Source organism: Pseudomonas resinovorans NBRC 106553, assembly GCF_000412695.1.
In the GTDB taxonomy this organism is placed as follows: Bacteria; Pseudomonadota; Gammaproteobacteria; order Pseudomonadales; family Pseudomonadaceae; genus Metapseudomonas; species Metapseudomonas resinovorans_A.
The window spans coordinates 108,783-128,541 of the sequence record NC_021506.1; the positions used below are offsets into that span (position 1 = coordinate 108,783).

At 56.0% G+C, this 19,759-nt stretch carries 18 protein-coding genes; 13 read left to right on the forward strand and 5 right to left on the reverse strand.

Annotation, left to right across the window (positions count from 1 at the left end; genetic code table 11):
• Nucleotides 1–129 precede the first annotated feature (129 nt).
• The gene (locus PCA10_RS30000; RefSeq protein ID WP_011077967.1) at nt 130–327 is read left to right on the forward strand and encodes a hypothetical protein; all 198 of its coding nucleotides are present in this window, start codon (nt 130–132) and stop codon (nt 325–327) included.
• A 141-nt stretch (nt 328–468) separates the two neighbouring features.
• On the forward strand, nt 469–3,090 hold the full coding sequence (traN, locus tag PCA10_RS28750; protein ID WP_047882719.1) for a conjugal transfer mating pair stabilization protein TraN: 2,622 nt from the start codon (nt 469–471) through the stop codon (nt 3,088–3,090).
• A 50-nt stretch (nt 3,091–3,140) separates the two neighbouring features.
• On the opposite strand, the gene PCA10_RS28755 is transcribed toward traN, so the two are convergent.
• From PCA10_RS28755 to PCA10_RS28775, 5 genes are all read right to left on the reverse strand, one after another.
• Complete coding sequence (locus tag PCA10_RS28755; protein WP_011077969.1) at nt 3,141–3,977, reverse strand: hypothetical protein; 837 nt, start codon at nt 3,975–3,977, stop codon at nt 3,141–3,143.
• Between the two features lie 81 nt (nt 3,978–4,058).
• Nucleotides 4,059–4,232: a carbon storage regulator CsrA gene (gene csrA / locus PCA10_RS28760; protein WP_016502343.1), complete on the reverse strand. Its 174-nt coding sequence runs from the start codon at nt 4,230–4,232 to the stop codon at nt 4,059–4,061.
• 10 nt (nt 4,233–4,242) lie between these two features.
• Entirely contained in the window at nt 4,243–5,151 is a 909-nt protein-coding gene (locus PCA10_RS28765; protein ID WP_011077970.1) for a ParB/RepB/Spo0J family partition protein, read from the reverse strand.
• Nucleotides 5,152–5,560: 409 nt separating this feature from the next.
• Complete coding sequence (locus PCA10_RS28770; RefSeq protein WP_011077972.1) at nt 5,561–6,409, reverse strand: DsbA family protein; 849 nt, start codon at nt 6,407–6,409, stop codon at nt 5,561–5,563.
• Between the two features lie 6 nt (nt 6,410–6,415).
• The gene (locus PCA10_RS28775; protein ID WP_011077973.1) at nt 6,416–6,973 is read right to left on the reverse strand and encodes a hypothetical protein; all 558 of its coding nucleotides are present in this window, start codon (nt 6,971–6,973) and stop codon (nt 6,416–6,418) included.
• A 422-nt stretch (nt 6,974–7,395) separates the two neighbouring features.
• Here PCA10_RS28775 and PCA10_RS30010 point away from each other — a divergent pair, with 422 nt between their 5' ends.
• From PCA10_RS30010 to traD, 11 genes are all read left to right on the forward strand, one after another.
• Entirely contained in the window at nt 7,396–7,908 is a 513-nt protein-coding gene (locus PCA10_RS30010) for a single-stranded DNA-binding protein (RefSeq protein ID WP_011077974.1), read from the forward strand.
• A 67-nt stretch (nt 7,909–7,975) separates the two neighbouring features.
• A complete protein-coding gene (locus tag PCA10_RS28785) occupies nt 7,976–9,067 on the forward strand; it encodes a RecT family recombinase (protein ID WP_016502344.1) in 1,092 nt (363 codons plus the stop codon).
• A gap of 82 nt (nt 9,068–9,149) precedes the next feature.
• Nucleotides 9,150–10,130, forward strand: a complete 981-nt coding sequence (locus tag PCA10_RS28790; RefSeq protein ID WP_011077862.1) for an IS5-like element ISPre1 family transposase — start codon at nt 9,150–9,152, stop codon at nt 10,128–10,130.
• Between the two features lie 567 nt (nt 10,131–10,697).
• Complete coding sequence (gene istA, locus PCA10_RS28795; protein ID WP_041771204.1) at nt 10,698–12,212, forward strand: IS21-like element ISPre4 family transposase; 1,515 nt, start codon at nt 10,698–10,700, stop codon at nt 12,210–12,212.
• Nucleotides 12,213–12,232: 20 nt separating this feature from the next.
• Entirely contained in the window at nt 12,233–12,988 is a 756-nt protein-coding gene (gene istB, locus PCA10_RS28800; protein ID WP_011077977.1) for an IS21-like element ISPre4 family helper ATPase IstB, read from the forward strand.
• A 97-nt stretch (nt 12,989–13,085) separates the two neighbouring features.
• Nucleotides 13,086–13,289, forward strand: coding sequence for a hypothetical protein (locus PCA10_RS28805; protein WP_041771224.1), 204 nt, complete (start codon nt 13,086–13,088; stop codon nt 13,287–13,289).
• A 95-nt stretch (nt 13,290–13,384) separates the two neighbouring features.
• Nucleotides 13,385–13,564 carry a hypothetical protein gene (locus PCA10_RS28810; protein ID WP_016502346.1) on the forward strand — a complete coding sequence of 60 codons (180 nt, stop codon included), beginning with the start codon at nt 13,385–13,387 and terminating at the stop codon, nt 13,562–13,564.
• Nucleotides 13,545–14,048: a hypothetical protein gene (locus PCA10_RS28815; RefSeq protein WP_011077978.1), complete on the forward strand. Its 504-nt coding sequence runs from the start codon at nt 13,545–13,547 to the stop codon at nt 14,046–14,048. The genes PCA10_RS28810 and PCA10_RS28815 overlap by 20 nt, the downstream gene beginning before the upstream one ends.
• A 184-nt stretch (nt 14,049–14,232) precedes the next feature.
• The gene (locus PCA10_RS28820; RefSeq protein ID WP_016502347.1) at nt 14,233–15,276 is read left to right on the forward strand and encodes a YqaJ viral recombinase family protein; all 1,044 of its coding nucleotides are present in this window, start codon (nt 14,233–14,235) and stop codon (nt 15,274–15,276) included.
• 100 nt (nt 15,277–15,376) lie between these two features.
• Nucleotides 15,377–17,929 carry a MobH family relaxase gene (mobH, locus tag PCA10_RS28825; protein WP_016502348.1) on the forward strand — a complete coding sequence of 851 codons (2,553 nt, stop codon included), beginning with the start codon at nt 15,377–15,379 and terminating at the stop codon, nt 17,927–17,929.
• Entirely contained in the window at nt 17,926–19,755 is a 1,830-nt protein-coding gene (traD, locus tag PCA10_RS28830; RefSeq protein WP_011077981.1) for a conjugative transfer system coupling protein TraD, read from the forward strand. The genes mobH and traD overlap by 4 nt, the downstream gene beginning before the upstream one ends.
• Nucleotides 19,756–19,759: the final 4 nt, after the last annotated feature.

Sequence of the window (19,759 nt, forward strand, 5' to 3'; positions counted from 1 at the left end):
GGTTTGCCCAGTGAACGGATTCAAGCCTAGCTTCGGCTAGGCCGCTGCGTGGTCACCCTCCGTGGGTGATCCACCAGAGCCCTTCCGTGTGAAGGGCTCTGGGGATCACCCACACCAGGAGAGTTGAACATGACCGCAGCAAACGCACTATTCTGCCAAGAACTCAAAGAACTGATGGTCGAGTCTGGTCGGGTGTTCAAAGTCCCCGAGCAGATCGCCAGAACTGTTTCATCCTCTGATCCGGATACCCGGTTCGTCAAATCATGGGCGGTGATTCATCGCTTGATCCCGAGTGATGGTCAGGTCTTAGTAGTGCCTCAGGCATGATCAAAAACATAGCGAGCCCCGGCCGGTGACACCACCAGCCGGGGCTTTGCTTTTTCAGGCGGTTTTATTGCCTGAAACCGCGCCATCGTGTTTCCCCCTTGCCATAGCATCGAAGCATCCCTCTTTCTGGACATGCGATCGATGCGACAACCACTCAAAACCACGCTCATACGCCTGGTCAACGCGACCGTCATAGGCCTATATCTCAATAGCATGACCTTCACTGCTTGGGCTGACGCAGTGACCGCAGGATCGGCGGCGGGCCAATCGGTAGGCCAACAGGCACTTCAGGTTTTCGACGGTGGGAATGCCTCGGTCACGCTCCAAGATCTTTTCCCTGACGCTGGCGATACGGTCTCGCTGGAGAAGGTCTATGGCGACGATGTGAAGACGATTGATCTTGGGTTGCGGGCCAATACCCGTCTGAAATCGGAATCGTCCTCTGAGGGGGAGGCATATAGAACGCTTATCGACAGCGGCAATCGCATGTCTGTAGATCTGTCCAAAGACCCTATGCTCAACCAGGCTGATAAAGTTCGCTCGCCCGACTTCATGGACGGGTTTAAGCAAAACTTCGCAGATTGCAAATCGACCGATGTATTTGAGAACGTGACGAAAAACGCCCACGTTGCTAACTACAAAACATGTGAGCGTGTAGTGGATCAGGGCGGGAACGTTGAGTTCTTGCATGATTACAAGGTAGGTGTAATCGAATATGTTTCCGGGCAGCCAAACTTCCAGTCATGCGGTCGCGGCTGCTTGTATATCTGGGTCGGCACGGTCGGGGACAACTATTGGGGTGGTAACTGCGCGATCTATGAGGAGTACACCCGATTCCGCGTGATAGCTAAGGACGCCATCATCTCAGCCACAATTGACAGAGCTGTTTTCGATGACTATTTCCAAATTCTGTTCAATGATCAGATGCTTTGGACACATACACCAGGCGTTTTCCCACCTGAAACATCTGGCTCCTGCGAGCGTGGAACAAGCTGGAACGTAGCTCCGAACAAGGTGATCACTGACAAATTCGGCAGTGATGATGACGTGATTACGTTCAAAACTCGCACCTCGGTCACCGGCGGTGGTGAGGGTTACGCCCGTATCAAGATCATTTATGACCCGGCAAAGGCGTTTGTCGATAAAGGTTGGGGGCCGGAAGAGCGCCTGCCTATGTTCGACATGATCGAGGATGGGTTCTGCACCAACGCGCAGATGTCGTGCACGTCTATGCCGGCAGTGGATGCCAATGGCTGTACTGAAACCAATGGCGTTCAGATCTGCCGCTCGGACATGCCACCATCCCCGCATCCGAACATCGATCCGCTTTGCAAAAAGGCCAAGGTAAGCGCCGAGTGCTCTTACTACAAGGGCAATATGGATTGCTACACGGACGCCAAAGGTGTGCAACGGTGCCCCTCAAATGATGGCGGTAACCTGAATACCTGCACCCAGTACGAGCAGAATCCAAGCTGCGGTTTTATCTCTCAAGGCTGTATTGATGGCGCAAAAGGCGAGACAGGCGCTTGTTATGCCTTCGAGGAGGTCTGGGACTGCGGTTATGACACCAGCTACGAAACAATCGTGAACACTGGTGCCCAAATCGAATGCCCTGGTGGGGCGCGGTGCATGGGCAGTGAGTGTTTCGACTCGTCGAACACTAAAAGCGGCGATTTTGCCTATGCGGTGGCCATGCTTCAGGTTGCTCAGTTTGCTGAGCACGACCTGGACTGCGGTGGTGATGGTACCGATATCAATGAGGCCAATGACTGCAAAGTGTTCAAGGGCGAGGCAATGGAGTGCAAAAAAGCACTCGGCGGTTACGTCGATTGTTGTGAAGCGCCAGAAAGCGTATCCATCTTCGACTATGTGAACCTGACGATGAACACGCTCAAGATGACCAGTTCGCTGGAAGCGCTGAACAGAACGGGTAGCCTGTTCGCGCCCGGATACTGGGCTGCGGGAAGTAACGCTGTGATGGCAGCTGGTACTTCGGTCGTGAAGGGGCAATGGGGGTCTATCGTGGATGCTGCTACAGGCGCATTCGAGAAGACGCTCAGCGGCACCCTTGAGCAGACAGCCTTGAGTAAGCTGCAAACCTGGCTCATGCAACAGGCATATGACGCCATGGTGGATATGGGAGCGACCGCGGCAGCAGATGCTGTGTTTGCAACTGGGGCCGATGGCGCAGTAACTGGTCTTGGGGCAAACGCTGCGATGGTGGTGAACATTATCGGCTGGGTGTATATGGTCTATGTGATCGTAGATCTGCTGATCAATATCATTTGGGAATGCGAGGAGAAAGAGTTCGAGCTAGGGGCGAAAAAGGAAACCCGACAATGCCATTTTGTTGGGAGCTACTGCGCTTCCGAAGTGCTTGGGTCTTGCGTTGAAAAGCGCGAGGCGTATTGCTGCTTTGGCTCAGTTGTTGCGAGGATCATTCAGGAGTCGGCTCGTGAACAGCTAGGGTTGGGATGGGGAGAGGTGAAAACCCCGACCTGCGAGGGGATCACACCCGATCAGTTGGGCAAAATGGATTGGTCGCGTGTGGATCTGTCCGAGTGGATTGGCATGTTGAATCTCGCAGGCAGACTGCCAACTGCTTCGACTGTTTCTCTTGAAGATGTAACGGGAAGCGGTAGTGGCTTGGGACAGTTTTCTGAGGGAACCAAACGCCTGAATACCCTGGATCGCAACCTGGAGCGATTGGAGGGTTTCGACGTCGACGCGGTGAAGAAACAGTATGAGCTTGATATGAAGTGATCAAGCAGTAAAAAAGCCCCGCGTGCCGGGGCTTTTTTATTGCTGCTGACTTATTTGCCGACGAAGTACTTGGCCTCGCCTCGATTGAAAATTGCTGCGGGAATTGAGTTCTTCCGCAGCTTCTGGCCAGGATGGTAGATGTAGACCCAATCCGGTAGATAGCGCGATGCGAGTAGCATGGCTTCAGATGGCGTCATGCCATTTTTTGAGGCATCAAGGACGAATTGATTGTCCCGAATGAAGATAGGCCCGTATGCAGCGGCTGACTTCACGAAGTCAGGTGCAGGGGCGGCGTTGTCGGTGAATGGGATAGGACGTTCAGCGTAGCTATCAGCCAACGATGCGTAAGCACGGGAATGGCCATCCGGGTATTTACCAACATGCATTGGTAGCTTCGACATCCCTTTTTCAAAGACCTTCTTGCGGGCTTCTTCTACCTTCTTGAGTGCAAGTGCAGATGCCTCTTCAGGGGAGGAGGCCTCATCAGCCGGCACCCAGGCCACAACCTGAGTTGCGTGCGCAGGGTCACTCGACCCGCCAAGCATCATAAGGCCGAGGCCTACGCTTGCAGCAGCTCCACCACTAAAGCCGCTTGGCGGTGCCGCGAGACTGACGCCGGCAATCGCAGCATCAGCGCCTGCTGTCCCGCTGGTGCGGCCTGGTGCTGAATTGGCGAAGGTCTCAGCCATTTCACGCGGCACGTCGCGCTGGCCAGAAATCTTCATGGCAGTCAAAACGTGCATCGCATCGGACCATTTTTCTTTCGGTACATTCTGCGGATCAGGTAGCTGCACGGAGGGAGCCTTCGGCGAGGAAGAGCACCCGACCAGGAGGGCAATAGCTGCGGCGAGAAGCCCGGTGCGGATCGTGATACTGCTGTTCTTCATGGTGAAACTCCTTTTTTCGATAGCCATAGGTTACCGTCTTCGGCGGTGATCCCAAGCGAAGTCGAACAACTGACTATGTGATCAGGGTGTTTTTTCGTTCTGGATGCGCTGGTAGATCTCTTCGCGGTAGATCTTCACCTCTTTCGGCGCTTCAAACGCCAATCTGACCGTACCGTTTGCAGCCTTTGTGACGATCACCTGTATGTCGGTGCCTAGCCGAATCGACTCCCCTACCTTGCGCTCAATGTGCAGCATTACCGCCTCCTCAGGCTTCAGCCGTGTTCTGGCTGGCCTCATACTTCTCCAGGATCTTCAGCAGCGACTCCGCCGCCTTCGAGTCAAGCCGCAACTCATGCTGCGCATCGCCACCGGACTTGAGTTGATCACGCAGGCTTCCTGTAAGGCCGCTCAGTGCGCTGAACGCACTCATGGCCTCCTTAGGTGTCACTTTGAACTTGCCCAGCGCTTTGTTGGCGTCTGAGCCCGTTGCGCGGGTACGGCCGGAGGCCTTAGCCCCCTCGATCATCCCCAGCAGCTTTGGATACGGGTCTTGCCCAGTTCCTCGCAGCTCCACCAGAACATCGATGACGGGAGACGCTTTAATTACCCCCTCGCGAACGAGCTGTTTGACGTTCTCCTCTGCGTTGGCGAGAAGCATCAGTCGCTCAACATGAGTGATGCTCCTGTTCATGCGATCGGCGATCTGGGCTGGACTCCAGTTTTGCCCGGCCAGGCGCTTGTAGCCTTCTCCTCGCTCCAGCGGCAGCAACTCTTTGCCTTCGCTGGTCTTGATCATCATCACAACAGCGTCGGACTGATTTCCTTTGAACTCGTTGACCATCAGTCCTGGAAGATTTGCACCGCGCCCATCTGCGATGCGCGCGCCAGTAAGGCGATGGTGACCTTCTCGGATCACGAGGCGAGGGTTGCCGTCGATGATCTTCAGTTCTGCGACGACTGGAGGCACATACAGGCCCTGCTCATAAGACTTGGCGAAGCCTTCCGCATGGTCAGGATCGATTGGCCTCAGATTGAAGCCTTCTTCAATAGCAAACCAGTCAAGCGGTGCAATGTAGATGTTGTTGCGAATCATCTGTTCGTCGCGTGGAACACCAGTTTTCTTCAGGTGTTCGTCCAACTGGCGAAACGATGCAATGCGTGGTAGATCGGTCATGGCGTATCTCCCTGATACGTTCGTTGAGGTCGTGCCCAGTACATCACCGCTCTGGAATATCCCAAGCACAAGAAAAACCCCGCCGGGGCGGGGTTGGAGTCATCGACTCATGGGTGGTAAATCCGGTAAACGACCAAGCCTCTCCTCAAATACGAGCCGACTATGACCACAATCCCAGAGAGAGAACATAAGTCCTGTACTCGTGTCCGCGGCGATAAAATCCTCTCCGTTTGGAATGAGGCTGTATCCGTTGGCTGAGATGAGATCGAAAACCTCATCCCAGGTACTGGCCCTGCGTAGCGCATGGAAAAGAACTGCCCGACCTTCAAGCTGCTGAGTCATAGCGACACGAGTGCTAGAAAGCGCATGACTGCCCCCGAAATCTAGCTGGTCGGCCCATTCACCCAGCCTATTGAGCACCGATCTCATTGGCCGCGCCCTCAGCAGGGGTATCCAGCTTGTCTTGGTTGGGAGCCTCGTCGCGCATTTTGACCAGCTGCTGCATGGTCTGGAGTAGCACCTGTGTGCTTTGCGCACCTTTCACCAGCAGTTTGTTGCCTGTGAGGTTGTCGACTACGACCGTTGCTGGCGTGCCGGTGACGCCCATGTTCGTGCCTTTCTTCACCTGGCCTTCGATCAAGGCTTGGTATTTGCCGCTTTCCATGCACTGACGATAGGCATCAAGGGGCGCGCCAACCTCCTGCGCAAGACGCTCTACGTCCTCGACACCTTGGCCATTGAGTTGAGTGCGAGCGAACCATTCGCCAGTAAATGCCCAGAAGGCTTTGTTGCCGGCGACCTCTCCCACGCACTCAGATGCGTGAGCTGCCACTTCGGCCACAGGGTTGTGGAAGGCCAGGGGGTAATGCTGCCATTCCCAGTTAATACGTCCTTCGGACTTGTCAGCCATCTGCTTGGGCGTGTCATGGAAGCGCTTGCAATACGGGCATTCCAGGTCACTGAACTCGACCAGGGTAAATTGCGCATCCATGCTGCCGTAGATGTGCCGACCTTCAATGCTGGTGTCAGCTGCGCCGCTCCAATTCGAGAGGATTTTCGCTTTCGCGGCGTTGATCTTCTCGATCTCGCGATCCTTGAGGGTTTTGTCGACGGCCCCTGGCAGCTGTTCAACGAGGGCTTTCTTCACCGCCATTTCGGTGTAGCTCTGTCCCATGTAGACAGAGACACCGACAGCAACGGCAGAGGTCACGATTGAAACGCCAATGGCTGTAGCGAGAGTGGGATTGAATTTAGGCATGACTGATCACTTATAGGAGGGCGGAAGAGATGGTTTCAGGTGAAGAGGGACATCCTTCGGGGTGCCTTCGACGAGAATGACCCACTCCTCGTAGCTCAACCGTTGAGCCCCTTTGCAGAGCTTGTTCCGGACGGCAATGTAGTCATCGACCGAACCGGCCGCGTTGGCCAAGGTGACGATGCGCTCGCTTGCGGCGGGTTGGCCAAGAGCAAAGGCCTGCGCCACATTTGCAGAGTCAGCACAGTTGGCCTGGAACATGGATGATGGGACTGCAACGCTATCGTTCGTTGTAAGGCGTGCTTGCAGCTCTGGGTGAAGCTTCCCGGCCGGGGTCTCGAGAACATCGAGGCTGCCAAGAACGGGTTGATAGGTGGGTTTTCGCAATGCTGCACCGCCTCGGCCCGTATGCCCCCAGCTGGTGTGGTATTCGCGCATATCGGGCTCGTAGCTTGCGACCTCGAATGGCGTGCCTGGGGCAGGGGGTTCTGGCTTGTTGGCACAACCCGCTGTGAGCGCCAAGCCAATGGCCAGGCCTAGCGGCAATAGAGATTTAAGGTGGTGCATGGTTGATCCTCTGAGGCTGGTAAGGATCATTTTCCTCCGTACAGAAAAGGGGATGGCCCGTTTTCAGGACGAAAAAGCGACTGAAAAAACGCGGACAAAAAACCCGCTTGCCATTGGATTCTGCTTGTTGCAGACTTCCTATCACGTCGAGTAGCTCGGCGTTATAAATCCGGATTGCATGCCTTGCAGTCCATCTACAGGCCCAGCGCCTCGTGGTTGAATCTCAACCATCATGAATTCCCAGATTAAGTCAGCCCACATGTGTGGACTGATTTAGTCATGCGCCTCGTCGCATGGTCGGCTTGTTGGCCGTCTCAAAAGTACAACCAAAAACCCATGAAAAACCAAACCCCAACGGGGCTGCTATTGCCCCCGTATTGGGGTAATGCCGCCCCGTAGTTCTATCTAAATGGAGAAATACTATGGCTCGCGGCGTAAATAAAGTGATCTTGGTTGGCACCTGTGGTCAAGATCCAGAAACTCGCTACTTACCTAACGGTAATGCAGTAACCAATCTCAGCCTTGCAACAAGTGAACAGTGGACTGACAAGCAAACGGGACAGAAAGTCGAAAGGACCGAATGGCACCGTGTTTCATTGTTTGGGAAAGTCGCTGAGATCGCTGGTGAGTATCTGCGGAAAGGATCGCAGGTATACATCGAAGGTAAGCTTCAAACACGAGAGTGGGAAAAAGACGGTATCAAACGGTACACCACCGAAATTATCGTCGACATGCAGGGCAGAATGCAGCTCCTGGGTGGAAGGCCAGAGCGCGACAACTCTCAAGGGCAATCCCGTGAGCAGCGTCCGCAACAGCAACAACGTCCTAGTCAGTCACCACGCGATCCTGCTCCACAGCATGATCAGCACTTTGACAGCTTCGACGACGACATACCTTTTGCCCCAATTAGCCGTTTGCTTCTAAACATCATCTAATCAGGCAGAAGTCAGTCAAGAATTAACGCACCTTCGGGTGCGTTTTCTTTTTAGAAAGGAAAATGAAATGAGCGATAACTTCCAAAACGCAGTTGCAATTATTGCGAAGCAAGAAGAAAAGTTCATCAAGCTAGTGGAGTCGTCGAAGACTGACGTGATGTTCAAAAATGAGCTGCTGTTTGCATCGCAGGCCATGATGAACAACGACTATCTGTGCAAGTGCGCTACGACTAACCCTCTAAGCCTTAGAAATGCCTTTAGCCAGGTTGCTGCTTACGGATTGACTCTTAATCAATCCCGACAGCTCGCCTACTTGGTGCCCCGAGACGGGCAGGTGGTTTTGGACGTGTCCTGGAGGGGCATGGTCAAGGTCGCTGTAAACGACGGTGCGATCCGTGATTGCATCGTTGAATTGGTCTACTCGAAAGACAAGTTCGAGTACAGAGGGAAGCGACAGAGCCCGACCCATACGTTCAACCCTTTCGACAAGAAGGCTGATCGTGGGGAGTTTGTAGGTTGCTACGTCGAAGCTCTTCTGCCTGATGGCCGCGTTCACGTTGAGGCGGTGACCGCGGATGAAATCAATGCTGCTCGAGATGCTTCGGAGCTGTGGAAACGTAAGAAGAAAGGCCCCTGGGTCGACTTCGAAGACTCCATGCGCAAGAAGTCGGCTATCAAGATTGCAAGGAAATACTGGCCTCAGACCGGCTCAAAGCTGGACGGAGTGATTCAGTACCTCAATACAGACGCTGGGGAAGGGTTCTCTTCCAACGATGTGCCAGTTGAAGTTGTTGAGCGATACATGGGCGCTGCTGATGTCGTGGAACCTGAACCGCTGCCTACCTCTAACCAGGTTGATCAGCAACCGGCATCTGATGCTCAGCCCGAACAGTCGGCTAATCCAAAAGTTGCAGATCCTGCCCCGGCAGATGACGTGATTGAAGGTGAAGTTGTCCGTGACGGAAGCCAAGTTCCGCCCCCTGCTGATCTGCCTAAGAAGACGATCAACAAGGTTGCGGAAGTCGTTCGGCGCGCCCGTGCTGCCAATTGTTGGGAACCTGCTTTCGAGTACGTTTCAACGTGGCCTGTAGTTGCTCGGGATTACGCTGTAACTCAGTTGAAATCTGCGCAGTACGTTGCTCAGTCGCAAGGCGAGTGACGCCAAAAAACGCTTTGGGAAACTCTGAAGAAGACTTCCAGATTTTGGCAAAATACCCGGATTCCACCCGCTGAGTTTCCCCATGAAGCAGATGACCTTCGCTGACGCCGAGTACGCCGGTAAGCGCAAACAAACCCGCAAAGAGTTGTTCCTGATCGAGATGGATCGGGTGGTGCCGTGGAAGGGTTTGATTGCCTTGATCGAACCGCATTATCCCAAGGGTGAAGGCGGTCGTCCGGCCTATCCGCTGATGGCGATGCTGCGCGTGCACCTGATGCAAAACTGGTTCGGTTACAGCGATCCAGCGATGGAAGAGGCGCTGTACGAGACCACCATCCTGCGCCAGTTCGCGGGGCTGAGCTTGGAGCGTATCCCCGATGAAACCACCATCCTCAACTTCCGTCGTTTGCTGGAGAAGCACGAACTAGCCGCCGGCATCTTGGCTGTCATCAATGGCTATCTGGGCGACCGAGGGCTGTCGCTGCGCCAAGGCACGATCGTCGATGCCACGCTGATCAATGCGCCGAGTTCGACCAAGAACAAGGACGGTAAGCGCGACCCGGAAATGCATCAGACCAAGAAGGGTAACCAGTACTACTTCGGCATGAAGGCGCACATCGGTGTCGATGATGAGTCGGGCTTGGTGCACAGCGTGGTGGGCACGGCGGCCAACGTGGCCGATGTCACCCAGGTCGATAAGCTGCTGCACGGCGATGAGAACATGGTCGGTGCCGACGCGGGTTACACCGGCGTCGAGAAACGCCCTGAACATGAAGGCCGGGAGGTCATCTGGCAGATCGCCGCCCGCCGTAGTACTTACAAGAAGCTTGATAAGCGCAGTGCTTTGTACAAAGCCGCGCGCAAGATTGAGAAGGCCAAGGCTCAGGTACGAGCCAAGGTCGAGCATCCGTTCCGGGTGATCAAGCGCCAGTTCGGTTATGTGAAGGTGCGCTTCCGTGGTCTGGCGAAGAACACGGCGCAACTGGTGACGCTGTTCGCGCTGTCGAACCTGTGGATGGCGCGCCGACATTTACTGGCGAATGCAGGAGAGGTGCGCCTGTAATGTGGGAAATGGCTGCCGCGAGGTGCTCGCGGCGGCTAAAAACACAGAAATAAGCGGGTGATCTGAGCGTTTTTGATCGATTTGCCGCTTTTAAAATCGGCAGGGGCTGAAGTCAGCCAGAAATACACAACTACTTCAGACCATCCTTTGGGGGGCCTTTTTGCATAGGGCGCTTCGAACTGACCACAACCCTACGGGGCTTCCCCGTAAGGGGGGCTCCGTCAGTTAAAAAGGAACCAATCAGATGGCTGACTTGATCGTCTTCATTCTGACCCTGCTGCTGCCGTAAGGCATCTGCAAACAAACTCCCTGACGGGGCATATCCCGCCAGGTGATTGCCCTTGTCGCTCTCTGAAAGGAAAACGATATGGCAACTCATACCCAAGATGCGGATTCCACGGCCATCCGGCCACCTATTCCATAAACATCCGGCCACTGATTCCACGATGATCCGGCCACCCATTCCACGCTCATCCGGCCACCCTTAAGGCAGGCAGCAACGCAGGATTATTCACTACCATCGACCTCTTTTATCGAAGCAGAGAGGTCGTCGTGGAGCGTTTATCCATGCGTAAAATTCGAGAAGTGCTACGTCTCAAATTCGAGGTCGGCCTATCTGCCCGCCAGGTCGCTGGCAGCTTGCAAGTAGGCCGAGCCAGCGTCGGTGAGTACCTCAATCGCTTTGCTGCCAGCGGCCTGACCTGGCCCTCTGCGCTGACTGACGCCGAGTTACAACGGCATCTTTTTCCGCCGCCGCCCACCGTTCCCAGCGATCAAAGGCCGGTGCCAGACTGGGCTCATGTACACGGGGAGTTACGCCGCCCCGGCGTAACTCTGGCCCTGCTTTGGCAGGAATACCGACTCGCCCACCCGCAAGGCTTCCAATACAGCTGGTTCTGCGAGCACTACCGCCTCTGGGCCGCCAAGGTCGACGTGGTCATGCGCCAGGAGCACCGTGCCGGCGAAAAGCTGTTCGTCGATTACGCCGGCCAGACCGTACCGGTCATTGATCGGCGAACCGGCGAGATCCGCCAAACGCAGATCTTCGTCGCCGTTCTCGGCGCGTCCAGCTACACCTTTGCCGAGGCCACCTGGTCGCAGAAGCTGCCTGACTGGCTGGGCTCGCACGCCCGCTGTTTTGCTTTTTTCGGTGGCACATCGCAGATCCTGGTGCCCGATAATCTGCGCAGCGGCGTCACCAAGGCGCATCGCTACGAGCCCGACATCAACCCCAGTTACCGCGATCTCGCCGAGCATTACGGCATCGCCGTATTACCTGCTCGCTCGCGCAAACCCAAGGACAAAGCCAAGGTCGAAGTCGGCGTGCAAGTCGTCGAGCGCTGGATCCTCGCCGCGCTGCGCAACCGCCAGTTCTTCTCGCTGGGCGAACTCAACACGGCAATCAGCCTGCTGCTCGAACGCCTCAATCAAAAGCCCTTCAAGAAGCTGCCCGGCTCACGCCGCTCGGCCTTTGAGACCATCGACCAACCCGCACTGCAACCGCTACCAGAACATCCGTACATCTACGCCGAATGGAAAAAGGTGCGGGTGCACATCGACTACCACGTCGAGGTCGAGGGCCATTACTACTCGGTGCCGTACCAGTTGGTGAAGCACCAACTCGAAGTGCGGCTAACCGCTAAGACCGTCGAGTGCTTCCACGCCAACCAGCGGGTGGCCAGTCACCTGCGCTCGCTGCACAAAGGCCGCCACACCACCCAAACCGAGCACATGCCCAAGAGCCACCGGGAGCACGCCGAATGGACACCGCAACGGCTGATCCGCTGGGCCGAGCAGACCGGGCCTAACACCGCTGGCGTTATCGCCTACATCCTTGAGCGCCGAATCCATCCTCAGCACGGCTTCCGCGCCTGCCTGGGCATCCTGCGCCTGAGCAAGCAGCACGGCGAAGAGCGGCTGGAAGCCGCTTGCCAGCGAGCGCTGGCACTGGGCGCGTGCAGCTACAAAAGCCTTGAATCGATCCTGCGCCAAGGGCTGGAAAAGCTACCGCTGTCCCAGCAAAACCTGCCGCTACTGCCCGACGAACACATCAACCTGCGCGGCCCTGGCTACTACCACTGACCTGAAAAAGGAGCACCAAAATGCTGCCCAATCCGACACTCGACAAGCTGCAAACCCTGCGCCTGCACGGCATGATCAAGGCGCTGAGCGAGCAACACGCCACGCCCGATATCAATGATCTGAGCTTCGACGAACGCCTCGGCCTGATGATCGACCGCGAGCTGACCGAACGTGAAAACACGCGTCTGAGCAGCCGGCTGAAACTGGCACGACTGCGCCACAACGCTTGCCTGGAAGACATCGATTACCGCAGCCCACGCGGCCTGGACAAGTCCCTGATCCTGCAACTGGGCAGCGGCCAATGGCTGCGCGATGGCTTGAACCTGATCATCGGCGGCCCGACCGGTGTAGGCAAAACCTGGCTCGCCTGCGCGCTGGCCCACAAGGCCTGCCGTGACGGCTACAGCGTGCGCTACTTGCGTCTGCCGCGCCTGATGGAGGAACTGGGCCTGGCCCACGGAGACGGTCGATTCGCGAAACTGATGGCGGGCTATGCCAAGACCGACTTGCTGATCCTGGACGACTGGGGCCTGGCGCCGTTTACCGCACCGCAACGGCGCGACATGCTTGAGCTATTGGACGACCGCTACGGCAACCGCTCGACGCTGGTCACCAGCCAGATGCCCGTGGACAAATGGCATGCACTGATCGGCGATCCGACCTTGGGCGACGCGATCCTCGACCGGCTGGTGCACAACGCTTATCGGATCGAACTGAAGGGCGAATCGATGCGCAGACGCGCAACGAAATTGACGACGACAGGGACTTCAGACTAACAATGCAAACCTGCGTCGCTGCGCTCCGACTGCCTGGCCGGATGAGCGTGGAACGGGTGGCCGGATGTTGGTGGACTGGGTGGCCGGATGGCGTGGAATGCGCACCCAAGATGCAGAAAGCCTAGATCCCCCTGTTGAACAACAGAGGGATCTACTGGCCTCCGCAATCGGAGACGCTTTGGTGAAGGCCGGAATGATCGGCCCAAACACGCCCCTCACAGGGCCTCAGCTTCTTTATTTCCTCGATCAGCTGGTTGATCACTACAACGAGCTGTGCCGCTCGGTCGACGTTGTTTACTGAGACTTAGCCGCAATACACATCACCCTGAGGGGGCATCGCCCCCACAGGGAAGGTGCCTCTTTTTCAGGGCTAAAAATCTGAGAAGGAGATACACCATGCGGACTTACATCCTATCGATGACCATCCTGCATACACAGCAGAAGGTTACCTTCCGTTGTGAAGCAACCACCTTCGGCGACGCGATCGACAAAGCAGAGAAGGCCCATCCGGGTTTTTTTGCCGTTCTGACCCACTCCCTTCCAGGAGAGCAGAACAATGCGACCGTCAACCGTTGAGGGGCTTAAGGACTCCCTTGCTAGCTGGGGGGAGATGAAAGAAGAGGGTGGGGCGTTCGCGGAATACGCTGACGAAATGATCGAGCAATTTCAGGTGAAGCTCATTCTCCTGGAGTACCTGCTTTGTCAGTTCACTATCCACGGACTTGGCTTGACGCTGAAGCATCGGAGCCGGGATGCCTGGGGTGTTCTTATCCCAGACGCATCTCAGCAAGGGCGCTTTCGGTGGCAGGCGTTTCAACGTGATGGCTTCACCGGCCATTGCACGCATGACACGCCGGAGCTGTGCATTGGCGACATGCTTGACGATGGATACGCACTTCTAGATATGGGGGCGCTTGATCGATTGTCGGGTACTGCTGAATGGCAGCGCGGCATGGAGATCGTCGCAGTGATTCAGGCTTGCAATGCAGGTCAGTTGAGCTTCGAGGATGCCATGCTCAAGCGAGAAGAAATCTACTCCCGCTACGCAAAGGTTGCGTAAGCGTGAGCATCACTGGAACACCAGAGAAAGAATATCCCCCAGGGGGCGAAAGCCCTCTGGGGTTACGCCTTTTCGGGGGTGCCACTTGGGTTTTCGAGCCAGGGTGGTGAACTTGAGAAAAGGAGAAATCAGATGAAGACCTTTGAATCCAGCTGCTTGCTGGAGTTCTATGAGGGTGTCAGCAATGAAGATCGTTGACATCGCACAGCGGACTCCCGAGTGGCATGCGTGGCGAAGGGAAGGCATGAGTGCAACCAGTTGCGCGGTCGTCATGGGTGAGAACCCTGATAAAACGCCACTGGAACTCTGGAAAGAACTGGTCGGAATTGTCGAGCCAGCTGACTTGTCGGTAATCCCGCAAGTTAGGAGGGGAGTCAAATTCGAACCGCTAGCGCTACAAGCCTTTGAGGATAAGTACGGCAAGATGGCTTTGCCGTTCTGTGCAGAGTCGACCGCATACCCTTTTATTCGGGCATCGTTCGATGGGGTTCTGGATGACAAGTCTCCGGTAGAGATCAAGAATCTCTCCGAAACCAACCATCTGGAGGTGCTGCAACTCAGGGAGCATAGCAAGGCATTTAAGCTGTACCGCTGGCAAGTGATGCATCAGATGATCGTCAGTGGAGCACGGCGCGGTTACCTGTGGTTTTGGTCGCCGAAGCATGAACCCTGCTGTTTGATCGTTGACTGGGATGACCTTCTGGTGAGACGAATCATTCAGGCAGAAGAAATCTTCTGGGGGCTGGTGATGCGCGGTGTGCCGCCTGAGGCCGATCCAAAGCGGGACGTTATTCCGCTGGATAGGCTGGACCTGGCTGCATGGCGTCCGCTAGCAAATGCCAGGAGGGCGAAGGAGAGCAAGATTGCTGAGCTGAAGGCCCAGTTGAAAGTGCTCACCAAGGAAGCAAAAGACCTTGAGGCCGAGATCCTGCCGTTGCTGGGGGAGTTCCGCCGGGCCGATGCTCTGGGTGTGAAAGTCACTAGCTATGAAGTGGCTGGCACTGTGGATTGGAAAGGTGTTGCGCAGGAGCTGGAGGCGGTTATTCCGCCCGATGTGATCGCGAGACACCAGACCGGTTCGTCAATGGCTACGCGGGTCTCTGTGGATGCCTCCTACGATGAAAGTAAGGCCAAACCTGAGCCGTTGCCCCGCATACGGCAAAAGGTGGACACAATAAATGAGACGGTCGAAGAGCCGTCACAGTTTTTCGGAACCTTCTGGTTCTAACCCCTCAGCCCGGCACTTGCCGGGCTTTTTTTCGACCATAAAACTGCCTGAAAACGAAACTCAAGGCGGTATCCCTCACGCATCATTCTCAGCACACAACATGGCCGAGAAGCGTATGCCTCCATTTTCATTCCTGAAACGCCTGTGGCCTCGAAGCGAGCGTGCCCTTACGGACAGCTTCGCGCATCCGGCCGAGCAGATGATTACTCCTGAGATCAAGCGGTACCTGGAGAACCATAACTGGCGAAATCTTCGGTACCCACCCTACCAAGAGGGTTATCCAGGGCTGGTTAGCGGGCAGTGGTTCATGCGCAATTATCAGCACGAACTGTTCGATCGGATTATTCATTCAGTCGGGATGCCTGCCAGTGACCTCAAGCTCTACGTTGAGCCGATCCTGGTGAATTTCGCCGAATTGGCGCACATGCTGCCGGCGTCGGAGAACCACCATCACTCCGGCCCAGGCGGATTGCTCCGACATAGCCTTGAGGTCGCCTCGCTCACCCTGGATGGGTGCCTTACTACAGCCTTTGATACAAACGAGACCCCGGCACGGCGAAGCATGCGCTTGCGTCGGTGGTACGTCGCGGGCATCGCGTCGGGGCTGCTACACGACGCAGGGAAGCCACTCACAGATATTCGTGCCACCGATTTTGAAGGCAACAACCAGTGGATCTACGCGCAGGAAACACTTCATGACTGGTCTGTGCGCAACAAGCTGACCCGCTATTTCCTGCATTGGAATTCCAATAGGCATGGGAATCACGTTCAGGTCTCTGTAGCGCAAGCAACACGGATCATTCCGCCAGCCGTACAGGCATGGCTGATTGAAGGTGGCCACGACATCTACGAAGCGCTCCTCGATGCAATTTCCGGGAGCGGAAGCTCGCCTCTGACCGAGTTGGTCAAGTGGGCCGACTCTGCATCCACCAAGCGTGACCTCAATCGAGGCTCGAATAATGGCGGCGGCAATGCAACAGGTGTTCCGGTACCGCGGTTGGTGTCGGATGCAATGCTGCGGTTGCTGAGTGACGGAACCTGGAAGATCAACACGCCTGGCGGCCGCGTATGGGTTGCAACTGATGGCATCTACATCGTTTGGAACCAGGGTGCCGAGGAGATTGTGAGCATGCTGGTCGGTGATGGGGTTGTGGCCATCCCGCGATCACCTGACACGCTAATTGGTTCCTTGGTAGAGCACGGGATAGCAGAGAGAGCCCCAAACGGCGACCTGTACTGGCTGGTTACGCCCCACCTTCTCCGCAAGAACGGCAAAGGCCCGGCGCTGCGCTGCATGAAGCTTGTGAATCCGGACATCCTTTTTCCAACCACACCGATTCCGCCGCCAGTTTCCATCGGCCTTGGGAAGGAGGGAAAGCAGAAGGATGTCATTGCTCCTAACGATACGGCTGGCGCAGCAGCGAACGCGCTGAGTGAGCATCAGGAAGACCTGTTTGGGGCCGATCTAACTGGAGACTCGAGCGGGGATACTGACGCTGATTCGGGTCCTACACCTCCTAAAGAATCCGCATCGTCGAAGCCAGCAAGAAAGAAAAAAGCGGCTCCAAGGCAAGCAGCTCCGGTACCAACAACCGCCTCTTCAGGGGTTAGCCTCAAACAAGCGCAGAACCCCGTCGAAGACGCCCCTGTTAATGTGGATTCAGAGTCGGCGGCTGACGAAACGGCGGTAATTGTTTCCTCCCAACCAGAGGAAGCTTTGGATGCTGAGGAGGAGGAAGAAGCACCTCAGGAGCCACCTGCCAGCCTTGAGGAAATGCTGCTTTTCTTGAGTCCTCACTCGCCGGCGGCTGATCCCCATCAAGAAGAAACACTCTCGGCCGCTGAGGCTGAAATTAGCTCCGATCTCTCTGATGCTGATCCGCAGGCTGGACCAGGGCAAGGTGCGCAGGAGCTTTTGCCTCGTCAGGAAAAAATTTCCCTCAACTCCATCATGGGGCAAGGCAAACGCACGCCTAAAACTACGCCTCCGGCGGAATCGAAGAAGCAGAAAGACGGAGAGGTCGGACGCGTCGCGGAGGAGGTGCCATGCGCTTCCAGCATCTTGCCAGCCGATGTCGTCTCGAAGCTTACAGCGCACGAATGCTACCTGTTGGAACAACAACCTGATCTTGCCCAAAAGCTCATCACCGCGACTCAAGACCCCGAGAACGCGGCATTAGCAAGAAACAAGGTATTCGTTCGACTGGGAAAATCTTCCTTCCTTGCTGAGGACATCCACCCGCTCGTCCATGCGGGCTGGTTGTGGCAGGACATTACGGTCGAAGGTCCGGCCCTGACCCGGACCCTACAGTCCCGTGAAGGCTTCATGCTCACTGCCGACTACAGCGTCATCTACTGCAAGTTAGCGGAGCTGGACTGGGCTATTCCTCACCTGTCGCGGCTTCGTGAAGCCGACATCCCAAGCCTCGAGCAGGCTGTGAAGTCGCTGATCGAGAAGGCCGTACTTGAGGAGATAGGCGGCTCACCTGTGCTCAGCCTCACAACCTACATGCTCACGAATGTCGCTGAGCAGTTCGGGATCACATCAACATCCCTAGAGAACGCGGTGTTCTGCTTCCGCGATGCCGTGAAGGTCGCCAAGCGCAGAAAGATTTTCGTTCGCCCCCTTTACGAGGAGCTTCCCAAAAAATGAGTGAATGGGATTACACGAGTTACTGGCGGAAAAACTACGAGGCGCGGGAAGCTGTTGCGTGGGGTTCTTCCATGCTTGCCGGTACCGCCGTTCAACTGATTACGGAGATGCCGGTAACCCCATACCTGATAACGCTTGGCGTGCAAGCTGGATTCGCCCTGGCGGCCATACCAAGGGCCCTCCGTGTCCACCGGGCAAAAGCCTGTCTCGTTGGAGCAGATCTATCCTTCATCACATTGGAGGAGGTGATCGAGCTGGTGAAGAGACACCCACACGAGTTCTATTTCGGCGAGGCGTTCCCTTGGCGACAGCGGCACGGGCAGTACGCATTCGAGCTCCAGGCGATGGATATTGAGGCCATTATCGGTAAGCGTGGCCGCCGCAACGCTGAGGTTAAGGGTACGAAATGGATACACGGGATCGGTATGGATGAGGAGGAACCATGTTTCCGTCCAGCAGATCAGCGTTCGATCCACCACCTCGTCCTGGGCACAACAGGGGCCGGTAAGACCCGCTGGTTCGACCTAGCTATATCTCAGTGTATTGCTCGTGGTGAACCCGTGATCGTAATCGATCCCAAAGGCGATAAAGGCCTAGCAGAAACGTGTGAGCGCACATGCAGGGCGATGGGGAAGGCCAGCCTGTTCAAATACTTCCACCCTGCACATCCGGACAAGTCGGTTCGTTTGTCGCTAACAAAGAACTACGGCCGGGCAACGGAAGTTGCCTCCCGTGTGGCAGTGTTGATGAAAAGCGAAGCCGGCGATCCATTCCAAGCCTTTGCTCAAATGTCCTTGAATAGCGTGATTCAGGCCATGTTGATCTGCAACATCCTGCCCACGCTTGTTGGTCTCAGGAGAACCCTTGAGGGAGATGTTCCAGGGTTAACCATCAAGGTGGTCATGGCCTTCGGTTCAAAGGTCTTCGGTGAAGATGAATTCGCGAGGATGGCCGATTCAGCAATTCTCTCGGCCAAGGTTCGGAACACCGAAGAGAAGGCGAAGGTATTACGGAAGGTCTATTACAACGATATCGCGAAGGTTGAGGCTAATACCGATCTGGAAGGTCTGCTCACCATGCTCGAGCACGAGCGATCGCACTTCAGCAAGATGATCGCTGGCCTTCTTCCAATTCTGGTGATGCTCACCTCCGGTGAAATGGGGCCGCTGCTTTCCCCGCACATCGACGACGAAGACCCGCGCCGAATCAGTGACCTCAACTCGGTCATCAATGCCGACCAGGTTCTTTACCTGGGCCTCGACTCGCTTGCCGACCCGATGGTGGGCTCAACCATCGGGTCGCTGGCCCTGGCCGATCTGGCGTCGACCGCGGGCGAGATCTACAACCACAGGTTGCCTAAGCCGGTGAACATCTTTGTCGACGAGGCCGCCGAGGTGATCAATGACCAGCTCATCCAGCTGCTGAACAAGGGCCGCGGCGCAGGGATAAACCTCTACATCGCAACCCAGACCATCGCCGACTTCAAGGCCCGCATGGGTGACGAAGCCAAGGCCATGCAGGTTTTGGGGAACGCGAATAACATCATCTGCCTCCGCATCCTTGATACCGATACGCAGGAGTTCGTGGCGAAAAAGATGACGCCAACTCGCTACAAATACGTGATGCGTACTCAGGGCAACTCGGCAGGTGAAGGCGGGGTGGTGCAGGGCGGGAATGTTGGTGAGCGCCTTATGCAAGAGGAGGGTGAGCGCTTCCCAACAGCGCTCCTCGGCGAGCTACCAGACCTCGAATATCTCGCGGTGTTTGCGGGCGGTGATATCCGCAAGGGGCGACTACCCATTCTTACCGGCCCGACTGCCAACTGATTCC